The following is a 22,314-nucleotide window of genomic DNA, read 5'->3' as shown; positions in this document are numbered from 1 at the left end:
TAGTGTGAAAGGGTCGGGTTAGAAACTGCTCTGGATCTTCAGGCCGCCGATCAACGCGTCGTCGACCCGCGACACCCCGCCCGGATGGCGGATGTACTGCAGGTTCGGGCGTACGGTGAGCCAGTCGGCCAGGTGGATGCCGTAATAGAGTTCAGCGCTGTACTCGGTGTCCTGCACGGGCAGGAAGCCGGGATTGTCGTAGTCGTCCAGGCCGTTGGCCTGGTTGCTGAGGCGGGCGTTCTTGCGATAGCCGGGGTTGACGTGCACGCGGGCCAGGGCGAAACCGATGTCGTCCTTGGCGCGGGCATCGAACGGCCCTTTGTAAACCACACCTGCCTGCACATAGTTGTCGATGGCATTGGTCTTCTTGTCGTGCACCGTGGCGTTGGCGAACAGGCTCAGGCCGCGGGACTGGTCGGAGGCCAGCGCGGTCACCTGCTGCTGGGCGCCGAGCCACAGGCCGTGCTTGCTCGAGCTGCTGCGATAGGCGGCGCCGCTGATGGCGGCGGGCGTACCGTTGCTGTCCTTGAGTACATCCTGTGCCTTGGCATTACTGTAGTAGTAGCCGACGCGATATTCCCCTTTCAGGCCATTGACCCGCGGGCTCCAGACCAGTTCGATCGGCATCACCGCGCCCTGGGTGCCACTGCCGCTGAGCTTGAAACCGTTGCCGCTCTCGAGGTTCGAGGGGTTCTGCTCGAACACCCCGACCTGGGCGTAGAGCGCGTCATCGAGGTTGTAGCGCACGCGCAGGGCCCACTGGCTGACCGGCCAGTTGTACCAGATGCCGCCCACCCAGTTGCCCACCTGCGAGCCGCAGAACGCCAAGTTCTGGAAGTCGCAGGGGAAGCTGTTGAAGTCCTCGCCCTCGCCGAAGCGGCCGAATTTCACGTCCAGCGCGCCATCGAAGTACTTCTGCTTGATCCACATCTGGGTCAGACGCCAGGTCTGGCCACGGCCCCAGACTTCCTGGGCCGAGGTGAAGCCGCCGACGCGCGGGTCGTTGATGCGGTCGTTGCTGATGTTGTTGCCGTGACGTTCGGTGACGGTCAGCTGCACCTCGGTGTCGTGCCAGCCGAGGATCTTCTGCAGGTCCATGTTCACGCCGAAGGTGAACTGGTCACTGTAGCGTGCGGCGCGGTCGTGACTGTAGCCGCCGTGCAGATTGCTGCCCATCTCGCCGGTGTAGCCAAGGGTGAAGTCGTAGCCCTTTTCCAGCAGTTCACTGCGGGTACCGCCCCAGTCGCCGAGCATCCACTTCGAGTCCTTGGCGAACATTTCGCCAGCACTGGTGGTAGGGGAAAGGGCACCGAGCAGGGTGGCGAGGGCGAGGCCGGAGTAGCGGGTATTGGACAGCTGGAGCATGAGATAGCGCTATCTTTTGATTGTTGAGGAAACGGCAAGCGCAACGAAGTGCGAGGTCTTCGAAGGGAAATGGCTGCGATGGGTATCGAGTGAAGCGATTCAGCTTGCGGCGGGGAGGATATAGGGGAAGTTGTAAGAAAAAAAGACAAAATGTCGCAGGGGATTGTTGCTGATGGGGTAACAGTCCATCGGCCCTCGCCGGGTAGCCCACCCCACAGTGGGAGAGGGCTTACCCTGCGATAAGGTCAGAACGAGGTGCGCAAGCCAACCTGCACACTACGCCCCGGCGCCGGCGCGATATCGCGCAGGATCGAGCTGGCATAGCGCACGGTCTGGTCGGTGAGGTTCTCGCCGCGCACGAACGCCAGCCATTCACTCTGGCCGATGTCGAAGCGATACCCCACGCTTGCGCCGAGGGTGGTGTAGCCGTCGGTGCCGGTTTCGTTGGCCGGTTTGCGCCGTTGCGACGCGGCATGCTGCACATCGACCCGAGCCTGCCAGCGATCCAGTTCCCAGACTAGGCCGCTGTTCAGGCGCAGTGGTGCGATACGTGGCAGCGGCTCGCCGCTGTCGAGGTTCTTGGCCCGGGTGTAGTCGCCGGACAGTTCCAGGGCGAAGCTGCCGTAGCGATTCTCCAGCAACTTCCAGCGGTCCTGGGCCTCGATACCGTAGAAGCGTGCGCGCACACCCTGGTAGGCATACTCGGGGATATCACCGTGATCGTGATCATGGTCATGATCGTCGCCATGGTCGTGATCATGCCCTTCACGCAGGTTGCCGGTGCCGATCAGGCCGATGTAGTTGCGAAAATGGCTGTAGAACACACCGACGCTGCCCTTGTGGGTGCCGTTGTCGAAGCGCAGGGCCAGGTCGCCGGAGATGGCTTTTTCCTTGTTCAGGTTCGGGTCACCGATCTCGTAGGCGCCGGTCGCCACATGGGCGCCGTTGGCATACAGCTCGTAGAAGGTCGGCGCGCGCTCGGTATAGCCGAGGTTGGCGGCCAGCGACCAGACCGGGTCGAGCTGGTACACCGCGCCCGATGACAGACTGAAGGCATTGAAGCTGCTGGCGCTATCGGCTCCTGCAGATGTTTCGTTGCCCTTGGCATCCGGATCGACCCGGGTATGTTCCATGCGCGCGCCCAGGCTCAGGTTCAGGCGCTCGGTGGCCTGCCATTGCTCGAGCAGGAACAGCGCCAGGCTGTCGGTATCGGTGTGCGGGACAAAGGCTTCCTCGCCCAGTGCGGAGAACTCGTTGCGGCTGACCTGTGCACCGATCACGCCCTCGACCGGGCCCAGCGGCTGGTGGCGGGCTTCGATGCGTGCTTCGTAGCCCTTGTTCTTGAAGGTAGTGTGCACTTCACCGCTTTCGATTTCACGGTGCTGGTAGTCGGTGTAGCCGGCATCGACCTTCACCGAGCTGAATGGTCCGTCGAGATCGCGCAGCTCCGAGGCGAAGCCGTAGTGGTCCTGCTGCATGTCCAGGCGCACGCCGGGCTCGGCTACCGAGCCGTAGTTGCTGTCATAGCGGCTGTAGGACAGGCCGGTATAGCCGTGATCCCAATGATAGGAACCGCCTATCGCACCGCCGTCCTGGCGTCCGTCGCTGTTCTTCAGGCGGTGCTTGCTACCGGGCTCGTCGGCGTCGCGCACCTTCGAGCCGCGGGCATAGCCGGGGATGCGCAGGTCGTTGAACTGGCGACTGTTGGCATCCAGGTGCAGGGCGAAGGTGCCGTTGCCGGCCTCCAGTTTGCCGGCACTGCTGCGTGTGGTGTCGGCACCGCCGTAGCGCAGCTCGCCGGCGCCATGGATGCCGTCGATGGGCGCGTCGGGGATGCGGTTGTCGAAGGTGTTGACCACCCCGCCAATGGCGTTGCCGCCATAGAGCAGGGCGGCCGGGCCGCGGACGATCTCGACCCGCTCGACGGTCACCGGGTCCAGCGGCACGGCGTGGTCGTAGGACAGCGACGAGGCATCCAGGGCGCCGACGCCGTTGCGCAGGATGCGAATGCGGTCACCGTCCAGGCCGCGGATCACCGGGCGGCTGGCGCCGGGGCCGAACCAGGTGGAGGCAACACCAGGCTGTTTGTTGAGGGTCTCGCCGAGGCTGCCCTGTTGCTGCTGCAGCAGGTTATCGCCTTCAAGGACGGTGGTGGGGGCGGCCAGCTGGGCGTTGCCCAATGGGTTGGCGGTAATTACCTGGGGTTGCAGTTCCACCGCCTGGCTGGAAGTCGAGGCCAGCCAGAGCGCGACGGCAAGGGGGGAGAGGTGCAGCGGCATGTGACGCATGGGGATGTGGCGTTCCTTGGCAGATTCTTTGTGTTGTTACAATATAACATAACTATTTCAGCACAAGGCTTTCCGTGCTTGCCAGTGGTTTTTGCATCGTCTTCAGCCGGGCTGTGGCGGGCCAAGCAACCTCGATCCCACCCGCTCGCTACACTCGTGTAAGGTGCGCACCTTCCCGAACCTGGAGCACTGCATGAGCACGGCCAACCATAACGCGCTGCACGGCAAGACCCTCGAACAGATCCTCACCGAGCTGGTGGCGCACTATCAGTGGCAGGGCCTGGCCGAACGCATCGATATCCGCTGCTTCAAAAGCGACCCGACGATCAAGTCGAGCCTGACCTTCCTGCGCAAGACCCCCTGGGCCCGGGAGAAGGTCGAGCAGCTTTACGTGAAGCTGCAGCGCAAAGGCTGATGCCGCGCCGGCCTTGGCTTGCCCTGGCGGCCGTTCTTGGCTGGGCGGGATTGGCGATCCAGCTGTACCTGGTACTGCTGGCACGTTGGCAGGAACAGGCCAGCCTGATCGGCGGGATGGTCAACCTGTTCTGCTATTTCACCGTGCTCAGCAATACGCTGGTGGCCACGGTGCTGAGCCATGCCGCGTTTGGTCGTGATTCGGCGGCCAGGCGCTGGTTTCTTTCCCCGGCGATCAGCTCGTGCGTTGCGGCCAGTATCGTGCTGGTGGCGCTGGCGTATAGCCTATTGCTGCGACACCTATGGCAACCCCAGGGCTGGCAGTGGCTGGCGGACGAGTTGCTGCACGACGTGATGCCGCTGCTGTTCATCCTGTACTGGTGGTTCGAGGTACCTAAGGGGCGGCTGCGGCTCTGGCATCTGGCAGCCTGGGCGCTGTATCCGATGCTGTATTTTGCCTTCGTGCTGCTGCGCGGGCATGAGATCGGCGTCTATCCCTATCCGTTCGTCGACGTGGCGCGGCTTGGCTATGGGCAGGTGCTGACGAATGCGGTGGGGGTGCTGGCAGGGTTCTGGGCCATCGGGCTGGTACTGCTGGGGCTTGACCGTTGGCGAGGGCGGCATTGAGGAGGGAGGAGTCCATGACACCCTCAGCAAAAGTGTTTATTTCGCCACCCTCGTAGTATCGCGTGTAAGCATTCGCTTACTCATCATGTAAGTGATCGCTGTAGGGATCAGTAAATCAATGTCGTTTCTAATGGCATACTTTTTCTAAGTGCATGAAATATATAATTTTTATAAATATCAGAAGATGTTTCGCCTGAATCATCCTGAGATATTCGCTGCTTGTAGCAAGGCGGGGAATCGCTAGTATTCGAACTGTGTCTACGGACTGACACAGGCTATCAAGGATGATGGCCAAGGACATCGCGGGACGCGATTCATCAGGATGATGATTGGGACATACAGGGACTACGGAAAAAATGTGGGCGGGTCAAACCGCCCCTTTTTTTGCCTGCTGAAAATGAAAAAAGGCCCTCGCGGGCCTTTTTCGTACCTGGGCGCTGTCAGCGCTCAAGATCAGCGATCTTGCCAGGCTTGCCATCCCACTCTTCGGCGTCCGCCAGGGCGTCTTTCTTTTCGGTGATGTTCGGCCAGATCTCGGCCAGCTCGGCGTTCAGCTCGATGAAGTTCTCCATGCCGGACGGCACTTCGTCTTCCGAGAAAATCGCCTGGGCCGGGCACTCAGGCTCGCACAGCGCACAGTCGATGCATTCATCCGGGTGAATCACCAGGAAGTTCGGGCCTTCGTAGAAGCAGTCCACCGGACAGACTTCCACGCAGTCGGTGTACTTGCATTTGATGCAGTTGTCGGTGACGACGAAGGTCATTTCTAATTCTCTCCTCAGGCGACGGCAGCTTGCCCTTCCTTCCAGGGCAGCGCGGTTCACGGTGCTGGCTGCAGACCAGGCTAATAACCTGCAGCCTTCGCAAACCGCGCCGGATTCTACCAGCTTGCGCGGTGGGCCGTTATAACAGGTTTTTCAGTTGATATAGCATTTCGATAGCTTGGCGCGGCGTCATGTCATCCAGGTCCAGCTTGCCCAGCTTCTCGATGGCCGGGTGTGGCAGGCTGGCGAACAAGTCGCTCTGGTGGGGCACGTGGGGCATATTGTCCCGCGGCGTTGTAACTGGCGCTTCATGGGGCAGGCTGGTGGTCTCCAGCCGGCCCAGGTGCTCGCGGGCCCGCTGGATCACCGCCGCCGGCACGCCCGCCAGTTGCGCCACGGCCAGGCCGTAGCTCTGGCTTGCGGGGCCCGGCAGCACATGGTGCAGGAACACGATGCGTTCATTGTGCTCGGTAGCATTCAAGTGCACGTTGGCCACCAGCGGCTCGCTGTCCGGCAGCACGGTCAGTTCGAAGTAGTGGGTGGCGAACAATGTGTAGGCGCGCAGTTGGGCCAGGCGTTCGGCGGCGGCCCAGGCCAGCGACAGGCCATCGAAGGTACTGGTGCCGCGGCCGACTTCGTCCATCAGCACCAGGCTGCGGTCGGTGGCGTTGTGCAGGATGTTGGCGGTTTCGCTCATCTCGACCATGAAGGTCGAGCGCCCGCCGGCCAGGTCGTCGCTGGAGCCGATACGGGTGAAGATACGGTCCACCGGCGACAGTTCGCAGGCGGCTGCCGGGACGAAGCTGCCGATATGCGCCAGCAGCACGATCAGCGCGGTCTGGCGCATGTAGGTGGACTTACCGCCCATGTTCGGGCCGGTGATGATCAGCATGCGCGTGCTGTCGTCAAGGCCCAGGTCGTTGGCCACGAACGGCGTGGTCAACACCTGCTCGACCACCGGGTGGCGGCCCTGCTCGATGCGCAGGCACGGCTCGTCGACGAAGCTTGGGCAGTTCAGGTCCAGGTTCAGGGCGCGTTCGCCCAGGTTGCTCAGCACATCCAGCTCGGCCAGCGCCGCGGCGCTGTCCTGCAGTGGCGCCAGGTGCCCGATCAACGTTTCGAGCAAGGCATCGTAGAGCATCTTCTCGCGAGCCAGGGCACGGCTCTTGGCCGACAGCGCCTTGTCCTCGAACGTCTTCAGCTCGGGGGTGATGAAGCGTTCAGCGCCTTTGAGCGTCTGCCGGCGGATATAGTCGGCGGGAGCCTGTTCGGCCTGCTTGGTCGGCAGCTCGATGAAATAGCCATGCACGCGGTTGTAGCCGACCTTGAGGTTGGCCAGGCCCGTGCGGGCCTTCTCACGGGCTTCCAGGTCGATGAGGAACTGGCCGGCGTTCTCGCTGATCGACAGCAGTTCGTCCAGTTCGCTGTCGTAGCCGGTCTTGAGCACGCCACCGTCGCGGATCACCGCCGGCGGGTTGTCGATGATAGCCCGCTCCAGCAGGCCGGCCAGCTCCGGGTAGGTGCCGGTGATCGCCGCCAGGCGCGCCAGGTGCGGAGCCTCCAGCTCGGCCATGGCGTTCTGCAGCTCGGGCAGTGCGCCAAGGGCGTCGCGCAGGCGTGCCAGGTCACGCGGGCGGGCGTTGCGCAGGCCGATACGCGCGAGAATCCGCTCGATGTCGCCGATTTCCTTGAGCTGCGGCTGCAGCTTTTCGAAGCGGTAGCCGTCGAGCAGGCAGCGGATCGAGTCCTGGCGTGCCTTGAGCACCTTCAGGTCGCGCAGCGGACGGTTCAGCCAGCGGGTCAGCAGGCGGCTGGCCATGGCGGTCTGGCAGCGGTCGATCACCGATTGCAGGGTGTTGTCGCGGCCACCGGCCAGGTTGATGTCCAGCTCCAGGTTGCGGCGGCTGGCGGCATCGAGGATGACGGTGTCGTCCAGGCGCTCGTGACGCAGGCTGCGCAGGTGGGGCAGTGCGGTGCGCTGGGTTTCCTTGGCGTAGCTCAGCAGGCAGCCGGCGGCGCCAATGGCCAGGGTCAGCTTGTCGCAGCCAAAGCCCTTGAGGTCCTGGGTGGCGAACTGCTGGCAAAGGCTCTTGCGTGCCGAATCACGGTCGAAGTCCCACGGGGCGCGGCGCCGGGCGCCACGGCGCTTCTCCGCTGGCAGGCCCTGTGGCCAGTCATCCGGGATCAGCAGCTCCACCGGGTTGATGCGCTCGAGCTCGGCCAGCAGGTTCTCCCAGCCCTTGATCTCCTGCACGGTGAAATTGCCGCTGGTGATGTCCAGCACCGCCAGGCCGAACAGCCGCTCATCGCCGAGCAAGGCGGCAATCAGGTTGTCGCGACGCTCATCGAGCAACGCCTCGTCGCTGATCGTGCCCGGGGTGATGATGCGCACCACCTGGCGCTCCACCGGGCCCTTGCTGGTAGCCGGGTCGCCGATCTGCTCGCAGATCACCACCGACTCGCCGAGCTTGACCAGCTTGGCCAGGTAGCCTTCGAGCGAGTGGAACGGAATCCCGCACATGGGAATCGACTGGCCCGCCGACTGCCCGCGGGCGGTCAGGGTGATATCCAGCAGCTTTGCGGCTTTCTTTGCATCTTCGTAGAAGATCTCGTAGAAGTCGCCCATGCGGTAGAACATCAGCTGGTCCGGGTGCTGGTTTTTCAGCTTCCAGTATTGCTGCATCATCGGTGTGTGGTCGGAAAGACTGGACATTCAAGGCCTTGGAGCTATGCGTCTATTAGACAAATGCGAAACGTCTAATACTACAGGTTTGATGCTGCCCTTCACAGGATGACCAAAGCAAAAAGCCCCGCAGGATGCGGGGCTTTCGGGTGAGGGTTCACACCTATCAGGCGATTGCTCGCTCACTTTCGATCTGATGGACGCGATCATTCACAACGAATTTGATGATGGATTTCACATCATCGGAACAATTTTTGAATGACAGCTGACCCAGTACGGCACGCCCGTGGCGCAGAATCAAACCGCCAATCAGTTCGTCTACAAAGGACTGGGTCGCGTCCTTGCCCGAAAAGTCGATGGCGATAATGGATCCTTCTTGGAGGCACCGTTCGATTTCCTTTCGAATCGGTGTCGCAGAGGCTCTCATTCCCAGCGTTCGGATGCTTTCAGCGCCCAACGCTAGATTGATCAGAGTTTGCATAACGCTTTCCTCGGCATTATCAGCGCAGATTTTTATCGTACGCATCAGTAGAAATTTTAGCTAGGGGCTCCAGCTAAGCAAATTCAGTCGAAGCTAATTTCCCCGTCTGCATCACCTTCGACAGCAGGAAGCAAGGATGGGATGTTCACATTCGGCAGCTGGTCACGGCTGCAGTGGAATGAGATCGCCACCCCTTTCCAGGGGGCTCCGCTTAACGAATGAGCGTCCTCAGAATTCGTTCGGAGCCAAGCTTCTCCACTAGCGACCACCAGATATCCACCTGCTGCATAAGCAATTCTAGCGGTGGTGGTCAATCCGACTCCTTGATTTTGGCTATCAACGTCATAGCCAATGGTTGGGCCACGATTACAGCTAACCCGGGCGATCAGTGCTGCCCTAATGGCTTCTGCGTCCGTACGCTCGGCCAGCTGTGGATGGTTCAGCAGGGTGGCAAGAAAACCGCATCCGTTGTCCACTATAGCAAGGCGCACCTCTCCATTGGACTGGGAATATTTGCACGCCACCCAGACTGACGAGCCCAGATTTCCTTCCTTTTTCGCATGAGACAGCGAATTTTCGAGAAGCTCTTTGAGTGCGTACTCGATGGGGCGGCGGACCGCATCCATGGCCTGCTCGGTATCGCCCTGAACAAGGCCTGTGACTGCTTGAATCAACAGAGAGGCAATCTGCTCAGATTGACCTTGATTGACCTTTCGCAGTTCAACGCAATGATCAGGCTCTCCTTGGGGGTTTCTCCCCGTTTGGACGTCGATCCCGTCGACGCTGAGGCCAGAAAAGAATTCCATCCTCACCAAATGACGAATCATGTGGGCCTGCATGTACCTCACATGGAACGTTTTGCCTTCCGGCTGGCATTCCAAGGTTGCTCTCAGCACTGCTAAGCCGAGAGGATCAATGTACATTAGCTCGCTAGCATCAAGAACCACGTCGCTTGGGCCGTTGAGGCTAGCACAGAAGCGGAAAAGCGCCTCAGGATCCGAATCGCTGAGCGTTCTGGGGAAATGAATCGCGCTTTCCGAGTTGGCCTCTTTCAGTCCCAGCACACTCTGATCCTTGATTGATTTTTTGGGCGAGTGACTATATCGATATGCCAGCACGGTTTCAATGAATTGCAAGCTAACACCCAAGCCAGCCGACGCGTGGCATCAGGAGCCATTTTTCGGCATTTTTGGGGGCTGGGCTACGTCAATTTCTCGCAGCCGCAGATAACGTTTGGTCATTTGGGCGTCGGTGTGGCCGCCGAGTTTTTGTGCGTCGTTCCCTTGTTTGTCCGTGTCCGTGAGCGACTTCGCCCGGAGGTCGTGGATGGTCGCACCGGTGACGTTTGCCTTTAGGCAAGCCTTCCTGAATGCATCCTTCATGGTCTCATACGAGACTGGTTTGCCCCGGCCGCGGGTGCAGAACAACGTTTCCCCGCGCACGGTTCTGGGCAAGGCCTTTGCCCTGGCGATCAGGGCTTCGAGGTCAGGTGTCATGCCTACGATGAGCTTGGCCCCGGTTTTCTGCTGGTCGAAGGCTATGCCTTGCTCACTAATGTCTGACAGCTTGATGGCCAGTACGTCGCCGATCCGTTGGCCGGTGAGATAGCACATCTCAATAATGGACCGAATGTAGGGTGAGGCTGCAGCGCAGATCGCACCGAACTCCTTGTCGGTGATGTATCGATCACGCTTCTTCTCGGTGTGTCGCTTGATGCCGGTACAGGGGTTCGAGTCGACGATTTGCTGCTCCAGAGCATAGGCGAACACCATGCGCAGGAACGATATGACCCTGTTTGCCATGTTGGGGGTGTCAGACATGTGCAGCTTGAGTGCTGCTACGTGGCGTGGCAGTACCTGGCGCGGTTCGAACTCTGCCAGGTTCTTTTTCAGTCGTTCTGCGGCGGCCTCGTACTGCTTCACGGTGTTCTCTGCAAGCCGCGCCCGCATCGCGTCAAGCGCGTCGTCTATCAGTTTCGGCATTCCACCTTGGTTCTTGCCACCCATGATCTTGGCGTACGCCATTAGAGCGCCCTGGTAGTCGTTATCCAGGCGCTCCCATTTCCCCTTCTTCACCAGGTAGTACGCCCCGTGCTTCATGTACATGCACGGAGGTAGGTGCCTGTCCTTCTTTCGCGGCCTCATCGGTCGTCCCTCTATCAGAACCGTAGTTCCGGTCCTTTCTTCTCGGCATGCCCGCCTAAGCGGGCGAGCACAACCTGTCTCAACACCTTCGGCTTACCGTTGGCAGCGATCACAAATCCAAACTTTTCGGCCTGTAGCCAGCGTGCTTGGTCCTTGGGACGGAGGTAGCCAGTCATCTCGGCTACCTCATCCGGTGTCATGAACATTGTCTGGTCGGTCATGACGCCAACCCAGCGCCTGGGTGGGGCTTGATCTCACCGCTTGTGATGTTCGTTACCGTCACAGCGAATACCTCTCATGAGCGCGACGCGCATTCGGGCTCAGGGCCAGGTGCTCGTAGCCGGTCATTTTGTTAACGGTCGGTAACGTGCCTTTTTGCTTGTTTACAGGCGCAGGCTGGTGCAGCTGGATTAGTGCAGCGATGAGTGCGCACGCCAGAATCAAGCTGATCAGTTGCCAGGTGCGTGTTGGGTTAGGCATGGATGTAGCCCTCGCGAACGTGGCTGCGTGCAAGTTCGAACAGCTCGTCGGCAGAAACTGGTTCCAGGTGCTGCTCGCCGTTCTGCACGGCTTCCAGTCGAGTGCGGTACAGCCCGGCATGGCCGAGCCAAGCGACTGCGTTGTGTTCGGCGTCAGATTGGGGACGGTCGTGGGCGCTCATGCTGCAGCCCCCGCTGTTGCGGCGCTGGCCGGTGTGCTACGCAGTTGATGGTGCACGCGCACTGCAAGAGCCTGGATGTCCTGTCGCTGTTGCAGGGCCCGCTTGCACCATGGCTCAGTCCCCTGGACGACCTTCAACGTTTTCTCAGCCAGGGCCAGTGTCTCGACAGCGCTGATCATCAGGTCGTAGTCGGCCCTTGTCACGGGCATGCCGGTGTAGGACATGATCCGCTCTTCGAGCTCGGTGATGGTCCGCTTGAGCGAGGCCACGGCCAGATGGTGTTTACGCTGGTCTGCCTCGGTCTGGATGCGAGTCTCGTCCAGTTCGTCTCGGAGGGTCTTCAACTGCAGTCTGAGGTCGGCTCTATGGTGTTCTTTGCCGATCTCCACGCCACGGTTGAAGGCGCGGCTGCGGGCCTTCGAGAACAGGTATGGCGCGACGATCAAGGTGGCAAGCCAAAGGATGCCCATGGAGAGGACTAGTTGGTGCGGTTGCATGTGCTGTGCTCCGTAGTGCCCAGCTTCGGCCGGAGTGTGGTGGTGGCCTGGTGCTGGATGCGATGCCCCTGATGGCCGGGGCCGCCTGGTTACGCAGACTGCTTGTGTTGCTGGTCGAGGTAGTCGGCCAGGTCGTGTAGGTAGATCACGTATTGCGCTCGTGCTGAGCTATGCAGCTTCTTGAGCGCTAGCTTGATCTCGCCTTTCTGGATCAGCTCCCTGAACCGGCGGTCCGTCTTGATGTGCGGAAAGTAGTGCTCTCGCACAGCGGTCAGCGTTGGGCAGGGGGTCGTCCATTGGGTGCGTAGCTGGTCCAGCGTTCTACTCATGGGGTCTCCCCATACCCCTCGGGGGAGGGCCTGAGCTGGGCGCGCACGGCGTCTGCAAGATGTTGCTTGCAGGTGCCTGTGGCAGCCGCGTGGATCTCGCCCTGGTCGTCGGTTACGACGGCGCCGTAGGGGCGGGCAGGGGTAATGGTTGGGATGACGTAGGCGATCTGATTTGCGCTTATCACGCTATTGACGCAGTCCTGGGCCTCCATCAGGGCAATGGCTTGCAGCGACAATTCGGCCGGGCTGGCTCCGTCGTTGGCCAGTTCCTCAAGGAAGTCCCGTAGGGCCATGTACTTGGCGGAGTCGCCACGCTGCAGGGTGATCGAGCCGGTGAAAGGCCCGAAATTCGCCTTGAGGTGGTGTGTGCGGTCGTCGTTCTCCACCTCGATCTGCGCGTTGATAGTGGTTTCGGGGCGGCGCATTGGGCAGGCGGCGGTTCCACCTTCTTCCAGCGTTTTCTGCAGCAGCATGACCCGACGCAGGGGGATGGTGAATTCGCTCACGCGTCACCTCCTGTGGGTACTGCGCGTACCAGGCCAGTGGAGGTGACGATCAACCGCAGGCCAGTGCGGCGCTGGAATGCGTCGACAATTGCGGGGCGGGTGCAGGTGGTGGGGTGCAAGTAGACCTTGCCCCCTTGGGTGTGCTGTGCGTGTGCCATAGCGATTTCCTGTGGTGAGGGCTACGGCTTGAGAAATTAGTAAAGCTAATATGAGGTGTCAATCTTTTTTGGATGAGTGTTGCTTTTTTCTCTTCAAAAAAAAGACCGCCGAAGCGGTCTTTTGTGGTCTTTCTCGACCTCACAGGAGGACGGAATACCAGAAAACTTGTCCGATAATGCGGATGTGCTCACTCCAGTATGCGCTGTCGTAGTGCTCGTCCGGGTACTCGGCAGCGTTGTAGCTGCGCAGTCGTATTCCTCCGCCGGGGAGGCGATAGAGCAGCTTCACGCGCAGTAGGCCATCGTGGTCGAGGGCATACATCTTGCCATCTACAACGCTCTTGGCGTCAGTGTTGACGCCTACAGTACTGCCATCGGGTAGCACAGGCTCCATGCTGTTCCCTTTCACAGGTACGCAGCCGGCGGTCGAGGGGTCTACGTTTTTGCGCTGCAGGGTCCGCTTTCCAAAGCGAAGCTTCCTGCCATTCGTTTCGAGCATCACTGCAGATCCAGTACCGGCGGATACCTCCACCTCTTGAAAGAACGGGATTTCAACCTCGTCGGGCCCAAGCGGTGTCTCGTCATCCCAAACCTCGATTGGGTCCAGAGCGATGTGGCGATCCGACGGTGCCTGTGCGTGGCCTGGGGCTTGTTGCTTCGCCGGATCGGCCAGAGAGAGCTGTTCTACCAGGCGTGGACTTACTTCGGCAGGGTCAAAGGCCAGGATGCTGGCGAATTTGAGCAGGGCCGGAAGGTTTAGGCCGATCTTGGCATTCATGTACTGACTGACCACGCTTTGGCCAGACCAGCCACACAGGTCTGCAATCCGTTCCTGGTTCAGGCTCGGATCCGAGCGCTTTCGCTCCTGATAGATCTTCTTGAGGCGATCCGCTTCTTCCTTGCGAATGGCTTCGTCGGCCTCGCGGTGTGCTGGGGCGCTATGGCCTTGGGGGATCTCGTGTGTCATGTGACGAAATGTATAAGCGTGGCTGCTTAAATCAAAACAGTGGTACGTCTTTCCTTGTTGCTCATAAAAAGAAGTCACGCTAATATCTCTCGCCATACCTCATTGAGGATTTAGGGATGGAAGACAGCATTGGGTTATCCCTTCGCGATTTCGCGGAGGGGAAGACGCAACCCCGGCTTGCAGAGTTGCTTGGGGTTTCGCAAAGCGCGGTATCGCAGATGCTCAGTTCGAAAAGAGATATCCGCGTACGCAGTGATGGGCACGGAGGCTATGAGTTCATCGAGATCCGCCAGATAGGAGGGCGGCGCAAACGAAGGGAAAAGTAAGGATCACTAGGCCAGGGTTCTCACCACAAGAATCCCCAGCCCAGTGTTTGACCCCCGCCATCCGGCGCCCTCTCACCACAAGAATGGCCGGATGACTAGAACCGCATGAAGTGCCCGCACAGCACGCTAAGCACCACACAACGGTCGTGGTCGTAGGATAGGGCTTGCCCGCTCCCAAGGCTACACCGTTAACCGAGGATTAACGGTTATGAGTCGCATCGACACTCTGCCGGACGCCGGTCCGGCCCTTTCCCTCCGGCACGCGCTCTACCGCGCAGGTCGCGAATACAAGGGGGGTATCACTACCCTCGCATTCAACATGGGCATGGACTTGGATGCCCTTCAGAAGAAGCTGAAGCACGACGAAGAGCGCCGCTGGCTCAACCCTGACGAGCTTGAAGAGGTGCTGCAGTGGACCTCAGACAAGCGCGTGCTTGATGCGCTGGGTCGGGCAGCTGGAGTGGTCTGGTACCGCCCGCAGCCGGTTCCAGCGACTAACGAACAGCTGAAGGCCGTGGGCCAACTGCTGGAGGAAGCGGCGCAGTTTGTCAGCAGCATGCATGAGGGGGCTGCGGATAACGTATGGGAGCCCCACGAGGTCCAGAAGCTTGAGGCCTGCGGGATGGATGTGATCCGTCAGGTGCTCGCGATCACTGCGGGTGCTCGCCAAGCCATGGAGGATCAGACCCATGGCTGACGCCGTCGATTTTGCCAACGATCAAGCCGAATACTTCCTGCAGCTGTCGTTGCAGCGCCTTGCGCGGCTTCCTGAGAAGCCAAGCGCGGAGAGCTGCGTGGATTGCGACGAGCCGATCCCCGCAGCTCGTCAGCTGTCGATTGTGGGTTGTGAGACCTGTGTGGATTGCCAAGAGTTGCGGGAGCGTCGTCGATGAGCGAGCGCCCAGCTTCGACCACCTCTGATTGGGCGCGGCGTTACATTGAAACCTTCGGTCTGGCTCTGGTTCCTATCGAACCGGGGGAAAAGGGGCCGAAGGGTAGCGGTTGGAACAAGCCTGGAGGCTACATCACTGACGCAGACGCTGCTGCGGCTTTCTGGACGATGCGCCCAAACCACAACCTTGGGGTGGTGCTTGGGCCGAGTCGGATCTGCTCGCTTGATGTCGATGATGTCGAGCTGACCCGACTGGTTCTAAGCCAGACCCTTGGCCTCGACGTCGACGCACTTGCGGCTGCTTTCCCGACAACCGTGGGCAACCCGGCACGGTTCCGTGTGATGTTTCGCGTGCCGGATGGCGTAGAACTGAGTCGTCATGCCCTGGTGTGGCCGAACAAAAATGACCCTGATGGCACCATCTACAAGGGCCTCATGGCGCAGGTGAAGGCTGCGAGCGATGATGGCGATGCTGCGCGAGAGGCGGCATTCCGATTGGCTGCTGATCCATTCAAGAAAGTCACTGTCTTCGAGCTGAGAGGCGGGCTTGTGCAGGACGTCCTGCCTCCGTCCATTCATCCGGGCACAGGTAAGCCCTACGTCTGGCGTACCCGTCCTGATGCAGCTGGCCTGCCCGAGCTTCCGGCCCAGCTACTGGCAATTTGGCAGGGATGGGACGAGTTCAAACCGCAGGCTGAGGAAATTTGCCCATGGCGTCCAAGGGCTGTGGTGTCTTCTCGCCAAGTGCCGCCTCGGGCTCGTGCAGCGGTCGCACCTGGTCAGGTGCTGCCTGAGGTGATTCCTGAGTTCAACCGTTGCCACGATATCGCGACTCTGATCGAGGCTCATGGGTACAAACGCATGGATGGCAAATGGCTGTGCCCGCAGAGCAGTAGCGGCGAGCCTGGTGTGACCATCACCGATGGCAAGCTCTATTCGCACCACACATCTGACCCGTTGGCTAATGGTCACAGGAACGATGCTTTCGACGTTTTCTGCATCCTGGAACATGGTGGTGATGTTCGCACTGCCACGAGAGAGGCTGCCCGCCAGCTCGGCCTGAGCGGTTCGACGCAGCCCCCATCTCCACCTCCGCTGGGAGAGGCAAGATCGTCCGCGAAAGACCTTCCCCGCGCCCCTGCCAATGGGTGCGTTTCGCTTGAACCCAAGACGGCGTCAGAGCCAGCGCATGCGGCGGCGGACTTTGAGTCTCTTCCCGACGCCCCTTCTCGGGAGTGGCCGGAGGATAGCGAGCAGATGGGCGCACACGCACCGGGGGGCTCGGGGGGCTTCAGAATCACTGAGCAGGAGTTGTTGCGTGACTTCGTGGTGATCTATGGATCTGATGTCGCCTGGGACTGTGTTCGGGGGCGCATGATCAAGCTGTCCGCTATCCGCGAAGCGGTAGGGCGAACCTCATACAAATGGTGGCAAGAGAGTGAGCATCGCCGTATGGCGCAGGATGTGGTTTTTGATCCCACCGAGACTTGCAGCCCGATGATGCTGAACCTCTTCGATGGGTTCCATGCTGAGCGTGATGAGCGTGGACAGGAAGGCTGCCAGCTGATCCTCAAGCACTTGGGGCTGCTGTGCAACAACCGCGCTGATGAGTATCGGTTTCTGTTGAAGTGGATCGCGTATCCGTTACAGAACCCAGGCGCGAAAATGGCCACTGCGGTGGTGATGTTTGGTGCCGAAGGCCCGGGCAAGAGCTTGCTATGGGAAAAGGTCGTCCGTGAGATCTATGGAGCCTATGGAACCACCATCGGGCAAGCGCAGTTGGAGAGCCAGTTTACTGGGTGGCAAAGTCGCAAGCTGTTCGCGTTGGCTGAAGAAGTCGTGAGCCGTGAAGAGATGCGCCACTACAAGGGTGTGCTGAAGCACCTGGTTACGGGGGAGACGCTGCAGATCAACGAGAAAAATATGCCGGTGAGGGAAGAGAAGAATCACCTTAACTTCGTGTTTCTCTCCAATTCTACGGTGCCGCTGGCGTTGGATGATGGTGATCGGCGCTATCTCGTGCTGTACGTGGATCGAGTGCCGCCAAAGGAATACTTCCAAGCCCTGGTGAATGAGATTGAATCGGGAGGCATCGCGGCATTCTATGAATATCTCATGAGCCTTGATTTGACGGGATTCAGCCCCCATACCAAGCCACCACTCAACGAGGAAAAGCAGGGCCTCATTGACGGAAGCCTTCCGGCGCCAAGGTACTTTGTGCGTCGTTGGTTGGCTGGGGAAACAGAGTTCCCGGTGACGGCTGCTGTGACCCAGGACGATCTGTGGCGTGCATTCTGTAAGTGGTGCGACGGCGCGAATGAGTTCAAGCGAAGGCAACGCGACTTCACTCAGGAGGCTGTGCGGGACTTGAAGCAAGCACGAACAGATATTCGGTACCCCACGAAGGGTGATCAGTTCATCACCAAACGGATCTATGTGACGCCGTCGTTCTTGGCTGAGAAGGGCGATTTAGGGCGTGATTGGGCTGGCAAGGCCGGGCTGGAGTGCCGTAAATTTACGACGGCTTTCGACCGCCATGTACTGCCCCCGCCGGGACCTTTCTGATTCCGACATTCCGACACTATTCCGACAACGTTCCGACAAGACTTCGCCCAATGAAATCGGGCATTCCGACATTCCGACAGAGTTTTTGAAAGTCCTCATGTGCGCGTGCGCGCACTCCCATACGTAAGGCTTTCTTAAAATACCTGTCTGATTGTCTGAATCGGGTATCAAATCATTGAATTTAAAGGGATTAACCATTCCGACAGAATTCAGACAGTAGTTCCGACATTAATCAGAAGCGTAGGAAGGCAGAAAATGGCTGTTTACACCGTAGAAAATGGACAACTGAAACGTGTTGCTGAGGCACTAGATGAGTACTCCGGCCAGGAGTGGGAATCGTCTTGGAGTTGCGATGACTACTTCGGCGCAATGGGCTTTTCCCTTTGGGACGATGCGAGGGATGTCTACGCCCAATATCAACGTGCTCCCGCTGTTGTTGGCGCGCCTCTGCCAGGCATCAGCTACCTCTTCCATGTTCACGCGCATGGAGATGTGATGGATTGCATTTTGGTGAGGGATAGCTTGCCGGACTATCTGGCAGTGGTTGCCATGCTCGAGCCTCTGCGCACCCGCGATGCAGAGCTGCGTAAGGAAGTGGAAGAGTATCCGCTTGGTCGCCCCCGTCGCTGAGGAGCTGAGGATGCTTGCTGACGTCGAAATGTTGATGCGCCATTGGGCCGAGCAGCGCGCCCGGCTCGGGCTTGTATCGGGCTTGGGCAGTCAGATGGGCAGTATCATGGAGTGGAAAGGGGCAGCGCCTCGCGGGAGCGGGGCCGGCTCAAGCATATTGGTGTCGGGCGCTGGGCTAGATCATGCTGCTGCTGAAGTCGACGCTGCAGTGGCCGAGCTGGAGCGGCGTGACGAGCGTGGCAAGGTATTGGCTAGACTGGCCGTATTTCGCTACCTGTATGAGGTGCCTGTGCGAGAGCAAATGCGCCAGGTTGGTTTGGCTGAACACGCCGACCGGACCTATCGCAACTGGGTTAAAGCCCTGCATCTGCAGGTGCAGGGGATTCTTGCTGTGCGGTCAGGGCCGAACCGCACGCATACCGTTCGTCGGGTTGGAATGCGCCGAGCGTGCGCCGAAGATGCGCCGAGGTAGCGTCCAAACGGAGTACCGAAAATTGCCCCTTTTCGGTTTTTCCGGTCCAGGGTAAAAAGTCGCCACGATATCAAAAGTGCGCTTAGGCGCTTCCCCTACAAGCACTGTGCTGTGCAATCCGCTCCGATCTGTCGGCGCATTGAGAACCCTGCCATCCGGCGGGGTTTTCTTTTTCCGGCATCGTGCTTTGCCAATGAGGCTTACATGAACAGCGAGCAACAAGCGTTAGTTGAAATGCCAATCTGGATGGTGATCTTCCTTTCCCTGGTCGGCGGTGTGTCGGGTGAAATGTGGCGGGCCGACAAGGCCGGTGTACGGGGCTGGGCGCTGTTCCGCCGGATCTTGCTGCGCTCGGGTGCCTGCATCGTTTGCGGGTTGTCCACCATCATGCTGCTGTATTCGATGGGGGCGTCGCTCTGGTCGGCCGCAGCGTTCGGGTGCCTGACCGCGATGGCGGGTGCTGATGTGGCTATCGGCTTGTATGAACGTTGGGCGGCGAAACGGTTGGGCGTATGCGACGTGCCGCCAGCCAGCCATGAAGGGTAACGAAAGGCGGGGCAGTAGCGCATCGCGTGGGTACGGTCACCGCTGGCGGTTGGCCCGCGAGGTGTTCCTGGCGGCCAACCCGTTCTGCTCGATGTGCTCAACGGCCTATCGCCCGGTGGCCGCCACGGTGGTGGACCACAAGGTCGCGCCCCGCCTGCAGGAAGCCAAGGAGGCTGGTGACCCTGACCAGACCAGGGCTGCATGGAAGTTGTTCTGGGATCAGGACAACTGGCAGCCGCTCTGCAAGCTGTGCCATGACTCGGTGAAGCAGAGGCTGGAGCGCAGCGGTCGGGTGGCGGGCTGCAGCCCCTCGGGCATGCCCCTAGACCCGAACCACCACTGGAACCGGCGCTGACCCGGCGCCCCGCCCGCCCTGGCCTGCCGGGGTAGGGGGGTGAAAAACTTTTCCCTCGCCCTCTCATTGACCGCTCGCCCACCTCCGTGTGCAAAACCGGGAAAAATGAGGGTGGGGGGGTATCAGACATAGGAGGTTTCCATGGCCGGAAACGGTAACTCCGGGCGGCCAGGCCTGCCCGCATCGGTGCATCTGCTCAACGGCAACCGCAGCAAGCTCTCGCCCGCGCAGTTGATGAACGAAATCAAAGACCCTGCGGTGCCGGTTGGCGTGCCGCCCATGCCCGACTTCCTCACAGGCGACGCCGCTGCTGAATGGACCCGCATCACCGAAGCGCTGCTGGCGCTGGGCTGGGTGTCGCGTCTCGACCAGATGGCGCTTGCCACTTACTGCCAGGCCTACGGCGACTGGCTGCGGTTTCAGCGGCTGATTGCTGAACGGAACACCGCGTCGGCTGATGGCCTGGGCGGCGAGGTGCAGACGTTCAAGACCGGCGCCCAACAGACCCACGTGCTGCGGCAGCTGGCCAACGACGCCGAGAAGCGTGCGAACGCGGCCGGTGCTCAGTTCGGATTATCTCCCCTGGCGCGCCGGAACATGAGAGCCGCCCCGGCGGCGCAAGGAGATCTGTTCCCGAATGAAGGACGAGACGCAGCCTCAAAGTATTTCAGCTGACTGCCGGGTAAAGGCCTTCGTTGACCAGGTGCTGGTCGGCTCAATCGTCGCTGGGCCAGCTGTTCGCAACGCTGCACGCCGGCACCTGCTGGATCTGGAAAGCGGGCATGAGCGCGGATTGATCTGGAATGCCGAGGCGGCACAACGTGCCATCGGCTTCTTCGAAGATGTACTGCGTTTGAATGGCGGCGACTTCGAAGGCATGCCATTTCGCCTTGCACCGTGGCAGGCGTTCATCGTCGGTAGCCTGTTTGGCTGGTACACCGATGATGGTTACCGCCGCTTCCGGCAGGCGTACATCGAAACCGGCAAGGGCTCCGGCAAGTCGCCCCTGGTCGCCGGGATCGGCCTGTATGGTCTGGTGGCCGATGGCGAGCAGCGGGCTGAGGTGTATGCCGCTGCAACGAAGAAGGACCAGGCGCAGATCCTGTTCCGTGATGCGGTCGCGATGGTGAACATGGCGCCGCATCTTGCCGGGCGACTGATCCAATCAGGACGCGACGAGAAGGTCTGGAACCTTTTCTACCCTGCAACCAACAGCTTCTTTCGCCCAATCAGCTCCGACGACGGCCAGTCCGGCCCTCGGCCTCATGTGGCGCTGATCGATGAGCTGCATGAACACAAGACCGCCAGCGCCGTGAACATGATGCGGGCCGGTACCAAGTTTCGGCGCCGGGCGTTGATCGTGATGATCACCAACAGCGGTTCTGACAAGGGCTCGGTGTGCGGCCAGTATCACGACTTGGGCGTGCGGATCTGCGAGGGCAAAGAGCACAACGATGCGTTCTTCGCCTTCATCTGCTCCCTGGATAAGGGGGATGACCCGTTCAAGGACGAGGCCTGCTGGCCGAAGGTCAACCCATCCTTGGATTACATCCTTGAGGGGCAAACCGATGGCATCCCGGGGCGCAAGTACCTGCGCGAGCAGGTGGCCGAGGCCAAGGGGCTGCCAGCTAAAGAGGCCGTGGTCAGGCGCCTGAACTTCTGCGAATGGACACAGGCGACATCGCCGTGGCTTTCGTGGGAGATCTGGAGCGGCGCCGCCGAGCGGGTGCCGATGCGCGTTCTGCGCAACAGACCATGCGTGGGTGGGCTCGATCTTTCCAGTACCACGGACCTGACGGCGTTCGTGCTGATGTTCAGCCCGATGCCCTACGACCCGCACTGGCGCTCCCTGTCGTACTTCTGGATCCCTGACGAGGACCTGGTGGGGCGGGAGAAACGCGACCGCGTACCGTACCTCCAGTGGATCAAGGAACGCCACCTGGAGACGACCCCGGGGCGGGCCATCAGCAAGCTGCACGTGCTCCGTCGGCTACAGACGATCTGCGATTTCTTCGATGTGCGGCGGATCGCTTACGACCGCTGGCGGATCGAGGACTTGCTGCAGCTGATGACCGATAACGGCATCACGCTGCCCGAGTTGAAGCCCTTCGGCCAGGGCTTTAAAGACATGGGGCCGGCGGTGGATGAGTTCGAGCGCCGATTGCTGGGGCGCAAAGCCGAGCCGACCGACGTCATCGAGCTGGACGCTGACGACTATGAGGTCGTGTCGGAGGTGGTCACAAGCACCGAGGTCGTCGAAACCCTGCTGCACGATGACAACCCGGTGATGACTTGGAACGCAGGCAACGCGGTGATCGTGTTCGACCCAGCCAACAACCGGAAGGTCGACAAATCCAAAGCCACGGGCCGGATCGACGGCATTGTCGCTGCTGTGATGGCGGCAGGCATCAGTGGTGACATTTCCGAGGCGTCAGGCACGTCGGTTTACGACGAAGGGGTAGGTATATGAAGTTGCAAATTGCGTCCTGGCTGGCGGGCCTGCTGGGCTTCGCGCTGCTGGTCGCGGGCGTCTGGATGGTTTACCGGCCGGCCGCATTCATGATTGCCGGTAGCGGGCTGCTGGTCTGGGCGAAGCTGGCCGACCAAGCGGCGGCGGGCCAAGTTAAAAGGGAAGGGGGCTGAA

27 protein-coding genes are annotated in these 22,314 nt (G+C 60.4%); 13 read left to right on the top strand and 14 right to left on the bottom strand.

Annotated features, from left to right (window positions below):
- Nucleotides 1–18: 18 nt before the first annotated feature.
- Together C3F42_RS10370 and C3F42_RS10365 are read right to left on the bottom strand one after the other, a co-directional pair.
- Nucleotides 19–1,365 carry a carbohydrate porin gene (locus C3F42_RS10370; protein WP_094010119.1) on the bottom strand — a complete coding sequence of 449 codons (1,347 nt, stop codon included), beginning with the start codon at nt 1,363–1,365 and terminating at the stop codon, nt 19–21.
- Nucleotides 1,366–1,610: 245 nt separating this feature from the next.
- Nucleotides 1,611–3,653 carry a TonB-dependent receptor gene (locus C3F42_RS10365; protein ID WP_104444401.1) on the bottom strand — a complete coding sequence of 681 codons (2,043 nt, stop codon included), beginning with the start codon at nt 3,651–3,653 and terminating at the stop codon, nt 1,611–1,613.
- 193 nt (nt 3,654–3,846) lie between these two features.
- On the opposite strand from C3F42_RS10365, the gene C3F42_RS10360 reads away from it, so the two are divergent.
- Nucleotides 3,847–4,068, top strand: coding sequence for a VF530 family DNA-binding protein (locus C3F42_RS10360; RefSeq protein WP_046856826.1), 222 nt, complete (start codon nt 3,847–3,849; stop codon nt 4,066–4,068).
- Nucleotides 4,068–4,694: a Pr6Pr family membrane protein gene (locus C3F42_RS10355; RefSeq protein ID WP_094010117.1), complete on the top strand. Its 627-nt coding sequence runs from the start codon at nt 4,068–4,070 to the stop codon at nt 4,692–4,694. Before C3F42_RS10360 ends, C3F42_RS10355 begins: the two co-directional genes overlap by 1 nt.
- A 440-nt stretch (nt 4,695–5,134) precedes the next feature.
- Here the strand turns inward: C3F42_RS10355 and fdxA are convergent, their stop codons facing one another.
- The 12 genes from fdxA to C3F42_RS10300 all read right to left on the bottom strand — a co-directional run bounded on the left by fdxA (nt 5,135) and on the right by C3F42_RS10300 (nt 13,884).
- Entirely contained in the window at nt 5,135–5,458 is a 324-nt protein-coding gene (gene fdxA, locus C3F42_RS10350) for a ferredoxin FdxA (RefSeq protein ID WP_023629582.1), read from the bottom strand.
- A gap of 139 nt (nt 5,459–5,597) precedes the next feature.
- Nucleotides 5,598–8,171: a DNA mismatch repair protein MutS gene (gene mutS, locus C3F42_RS10345; RefSeq protein WP_104444400.1), complete on the bottom strand. Its 2,574-nt coding sequence runs from the start codon at nt 8,169–8,171 to the stop codon at nt 5,598–5,600.
- A gap of 136 nt (nt 8,172–8,307) precedes the next feature.
- A complete protein-coding gene (locus tag C3F42_RS10340) occupies nt 8,308–8,622 on the bottom strand; it encodes an STAS-like domain-containing protein (RefSeq protein ID WP_104444399.1) in 315 nt (104 codons plus the stop codon).
- 83 nt (nt 8,623–8,705) lie between these two features.
- Nucleotides 8,706–9,758 (bottom strand): ATP-binding protein, encoded by a 1,053-nt coding sequence (locus C3F42_RS10335; protein WP_158659557.1) that lies wholly within the window; start codon nt 9,756–9,758, stop codon nt 8,706–8,708.
- 30 nt (nt 9,759–9,788) lie between these two features.
- Complete coding sequence (locus tag C3F42_RS10330; protein ID WP_104444397.1) at nt 9,789–10,766, bottom strand: tyrosine-type recombinase/integrase; 978 nt, start codon at nt 10,764–10,766, stop codon at nt 9,789–9,791.
- Between the two features lie 14 nt (nt 10,767–10,780).
- Entirely contained in the window at nt 10,781–10,972 is a 192-nt protein-coding gene (locus C3F42_RS10325; RefSeq protein WP_104445303.1) for a DUF4224 domain-containing protein, read from the bottom strand.
- A gap of 266 nt (nt 10,973–11,238) precedes the next feature.
- Nucleotides 11,239–11,427: a hypothetical protein gene (locus C3F42_RS10320; RefSeq protein WP_104444396.1), complete on the bottom strand. Its 189-nt coding sequence runs from the start codon at nt 11,425–11,427 to the stop codon at nt 11,239–11,241.
- On the bottom strand, nt 11,424–11,924 hold the full coding sequence (locus C3F42_RS10315) for a hypothetical protein (protein ID WP_104444395.1): 501 nt from the start codon (nt 11,922–11,924) through the stop codon (nt 11,424–11,426). Before C3F42_RS10315 ends, C3F42_RS10320 begins: the two co-directional genes overlap by 4 nt.
- 89 nt (nt 11,925–12,013) lie before the next feature.
- A complete protein-coding gene (locus tag C3F42_RS10310) occupies nt 12,014–12,253 on the bottom strand; it encodes a pyocin activator PrtN family protein (protein WP_104444394.1) in 240 nt (79 codons plus the stop codon).
- Nucleotides 12,250–12,759 carry a hypothetical protein gene (locus tag C3F42_RS10305; RefSeq protein ID WP_104444393.1) on the bottom strand — a complete coding sequence of 170 codons (510 nt, stop codon included), beginning with the start codon at nt 12,757–12,759 and terminating at the stop codon, nt 12,250–12,252. Before C3F42_RS10305 ends, C3F42_RS10310 begins: the two co-directional genes overlap by 4 nt.
- Entirely contained in the window at nt 12,756–12,917 is a 162-nt protein-coding gene (locus C3F42_RS29340) for a hypothetical protein (RefSeq protein ID WP_158659556.1), read from the bottom strand. Before C3F42_RS29340 ends, C3F42_RS10305 begins: the two co-directional genes overlap by 4 nt.
- Before the next feature lie 139 nt (nt 12,918–13,056).
- On the bottom strand, nt 13,057–13,884 hold the full coding sequence (locus tag C3F42_RS10300; protein ID WP_104445302.1) for a S24 family peptidase: 828 nt from the start codon (nt 13,882–13,884) through the stop codon (nt 13,057–13,059).
- A 116-nt stretch (nt 13,885–14,000) separates the two neighbouring features.
- Between C3F42_RS10300 and C3F42_RS10295 the strand changes: the two genes are divergently transcribed.
- The 11 genes from C3F42_RS10295 (at nt 14,001) to C3F42_RS29625 (ending at nt 22,313) form a co-directional block, all read left to right on the top strand.
- A complete protein-coding gene (locus C3F42_RS10295; protein WP_104444392.1) occupies nt 14,001–14,210 on the top strand; it encodes a helix-turn-helix domain-containing protein in 210 nt (69 codons plus the stop codon).
- 208 nt (nt 14,211–14,418) lie between these two features.
- Complete coding sequence (locus tag C3F42_RS10290) at nt 14,419–14,907, top strand: phage regulatory CII family protein (protein WP_104444391.1); 489 nt, start codon at nt 14,419–14,421, stop codon at nt 14,905–14,907.
- The gene (locus C3F42_RS10285) at nt 14,900–15,103 is read left to right on the top strand and encodes a TraR/DksA C4-type zinc finger protein (protein WP_104444390.1); all 204 of its coding nucleotides are present in this window, start codon (nt 14,900–14,902) and stop codon (nt 15,101–15,103) included. The genes C3F42_RS10290 and C3F42_RS10285 overlap by 8 nt, the downstream gene beginning before the upstream one ends.
- Nucleotides 15,100–17,667, top strand: a complete 2,568-nt coding sequence (locus tag C3F42_RS10280; RefSeq protein WP_104444389.1) for a bifunctional DNA primase/polymerase — start codon at nt 15,100–15,102, stop codon at nt 17,665–17,667. The genes C3F42_RS10285 and C3F42_RS10280 overlap by 4 nt, the downstream gene beginning before the upstream one ends.
- Nucleotides 17,668–17,922: 255 nt before the next feature.
- Complete coding sequence (locus tag C3F42_RS29335) at nt 17,923–18,297, top strand: hypothetical protein (protein ID WP_158659555.1); 375 nt, start codon at nt 17,923–17,925, stop codon at nt 18,295–18,297.
- A 10-nt stretch (nt 18,298–18,307) separates the two neighbouring features.
- Complete coding sequence (locus C3F42_RS10275) at nt 18,308–18,769, top strand: hypothetical protein (RefSeq protein WP_256586288.1); 462 nt, start codon at nt 18,308–18,310, stop codon at nt 18,767–18,769.
- Between the two features lie 204 nt (nt 18,770–18,973).
- The gene (locus tag C3F42_RS10270) at nt 18,974–19,315 is read left to right on the top strand and encodes a phage holin family protein (protein WP_104444387.1); all 342 of its coding nucleotides are present in this window, start codon (nt 18,974–18,976) and stop codon (nt 19,313–19,315) included.
- A complete protein-coding gene (locus C3F42_RS10265) occupies nt 19,305–19,670 on the top strand; it encodes an HNH endonuclease signature motif containing protein (protein WP_104444386.1) in 366 nt (121 codons plus the stop codon). The genes C3F42_RS10270 and C3F42_RS10265 overlap by 11 nt, the downstream gene beginning before the upstream one ends.
- A gap of 141 nt (nt 19,671–19,811) precedes the next feature.
- A complete protein-coding gene (locus tag C3F42_RS10260) occupies nt 19,812–20,345 on the top strand; it encodes a phage terminase small subunit P27 family (protein WP_104444385.1) in 534 nt (177 codons plus the stop codon).
- Nucleotides 20,308–22,140 carry a terminase large subunit gene (locus tag C3F42_RS10255; protein WP_104444384.1) on the top strand — a complete coding sequence of 611 codons (1,833 nt, stop codon included), beginning with the start codon at nt 20,308–20,310 and terminating at the stop codon, nt 22,138–22,140. The genes C3F42_RS10260 and C3F42_RS10255 overlap by 38 nt, the downstream gene beginning before the upstream one ends.
- A complete protein-coding gene (locus C3F42_RS29625; protein WP_177410836.1) occupies nt 22,137–22,313 on the top strand; it encodes a hypothetical protein in 177 nt (58 codons plus the stop codon). Before C3F42_RS10255 ends, C3F42_RS29625 begins: the two co-directional genes overlap by 4 nt.
- Nucleotide 22,314: the final 1 nt, after the last annotated feature.

The sequence above is a fragment of the Pseudomonas sp. PONIH3 genome (assembly GCF_002934345.1).
Taxonomy (GTDB): domain Bacteria; phylum Pseudomonadota; class Gammaproteobacteria; order Pseudomonadales; family Pseudomonadaceae; genus Aquipseudomonas; species Aquipseudomonas soli.
This window is presented reverse-complemented; position numbering and strand designations above follow the sequence as displayed.

Coding starts and splice junctions, on each gene's coding strand:
- C3F42_RS10365 (WP_104444401.1), bottom strand. CDS start 3,653: ATGCGTCACATGCCGCTGCACCTCTCCCCCCTTGCCGTCGCGCTCTGG.
- fdxA (WP_023629582.1), bottom strand. CDS start 5,458: ATGACCTTCGTCGTCACCGACAACTGCATCAAATGCAAGTACACCGAC.
- C3F42_RS10370 (WP_094010119.1), bottom strand. CDS start 1,365: ATGCTCCAGCTGTCCAATACCCGCTACTCCGGCCTCGCCCTCGCCACC.
- C3F42_RS10330 (WP_104444397.1), bottom strand. CDS start 10,766: ATGAGGCCGCGAAAGAAGGACAGGCACCTACCTCCGTGCATGTACATG.
- C3F42_RS29625 (WP_177410836.1), top strand. CDS start 22,137: ATGAAGTTGCAAATTGCGTCCTGGCTGGCGGGCCTGCTGGGCTTCGCG.
- C3F42_RS10290 (WP_104444391.1), top strand. CDS start 14,419: ATGAGTCGCATCGACACTCTGCCGGACGCCGGTCCGGCCCTTTCCCTC.
- mutS (WP_104444400.1), bottom strand. CDS start 8,171: ATGTCCAGTCTTTCCGACCACACACCGATGATGCAGCAATACTGGAAG.
- C3F42_RS10265 (WP_104444386.1), top strand. CDS start 19,305: ATGAAGGGTAACGAAAGGCGGGGCAGTAGCGCATCGCGTGGGTACGGT.
- C3F42_RS10295 (WP_104444392.1), top strand. CDS start 14,001: ATGGAAGACAGCATTGGGTTATCCCTTCGCGATTTCGCGGAGGGGAAG.
- C3F42_RS10320 (WP_104444396.1), bottom strand. CDS start 11,427: ATGAGCGCCCACGACCGTCCCCAATCTGACGCCGAACACAACGCAGTC.
- C3F42_RS29335 (WP_158659555.1), top strand. CDS start 17,923: ATGGCTGTTTACACCGTAGAAAATGGACAACTGAAACGTGTTGCTGAG.
- C3F42_RS10300 (WP_104445302.1), bottom strand. CDS start 13,884: ATGACACACGAGATCCCCCAAGGCCATAGCGCCCCAGCACACCGCGAG.
- C3F42_RS10280 (WP_104444389.1), top strand. CDS start 15,100: ATGAGCGAGCGCCCAGCTTCGACCACCTCTGATTGGGCGCGGCGTTAC.
- C3F42_RS29340 (WP_158659556.1), bottom strand. CDS start 12,917: ATGGCACACGCACAGCACACCCAAGGGGGCAAGGTCTACTTGCACCCC.
- C3F42_RS10275 (WP_256586288.1), top strand. CDS start 18,308: ATGCTTGCTGACGTCGAAATGTTGATGCGCCATTGGGCCGAGCAGCGC.
- C3F42_RS10310 (WP_104444394.1), bottom strand. CDS start 12,253: ATGAGTAGAACGCTGGACCAGCTACGCACCCAATGGACGACCCCCTGC.
- C3F42_RS10340 (WP_104444399.1), bottom strand. CDS start 8,622: ATGCAAACTCTGATCAATCTAGCGTTGGGCGCTGAAAGCATCCGAACG.
- C3F42_RS10360 (WP_046856826.1), top strand. CDS start 3,847: ATGAGCACGGCCAACCATAACGCGCTGCACGGCAAGACCCTCGAACAG.
- C3F42_RS10270 (WP_104444387.1), top strand. CDS start 18,974: ATGAACAGCGAGCAACAAGCGTTAGTTGAAATGCCAATCTGGATGGTG.
- C3F42_RS10325 (WP_104445303.1), bottom strand. CDS start 10,972: ATGTTCATGACACCGGATGAGGTAGCCGAGATGACTGGCTACCTCCGT.
- C3F42_RS10355 (WP_094010117.1), top strand. CDS start 4,068: ATGCCGCGCCGGCCTTGGCTTGCCCTGGCGGCCGTTCTTGGCTGGGCG.
- C3F42_RS10315 (WP_104444395.1), bottom strand. CDS start 11,924: ATGCAACCGCACCAACTAGTCCTCTCCATGGGCATCCTTTGGCTTGCC.
- C3F42_RS10255 (WP_104444384.1), top strand. CDS start 20,308: ATGAAGGACGAGACGCAGCCTCAAAGTATTTCAGCTGACTGCCGGGTA.
- C3F42_RS10285 (WP_104444390.1), top strand. CDS start 14,900: ATGGCTGACGCCGTCGATTTTGCCAACGATCAAGCCGAATACTTCCTG.
- C3F42_RS10260 (WP_104444385.1), top strand. CDS start 19,812: ATGGCCGGAAACGGTAACTCCGGGCGGCCAGGCCTGCCCGCATCGGTG.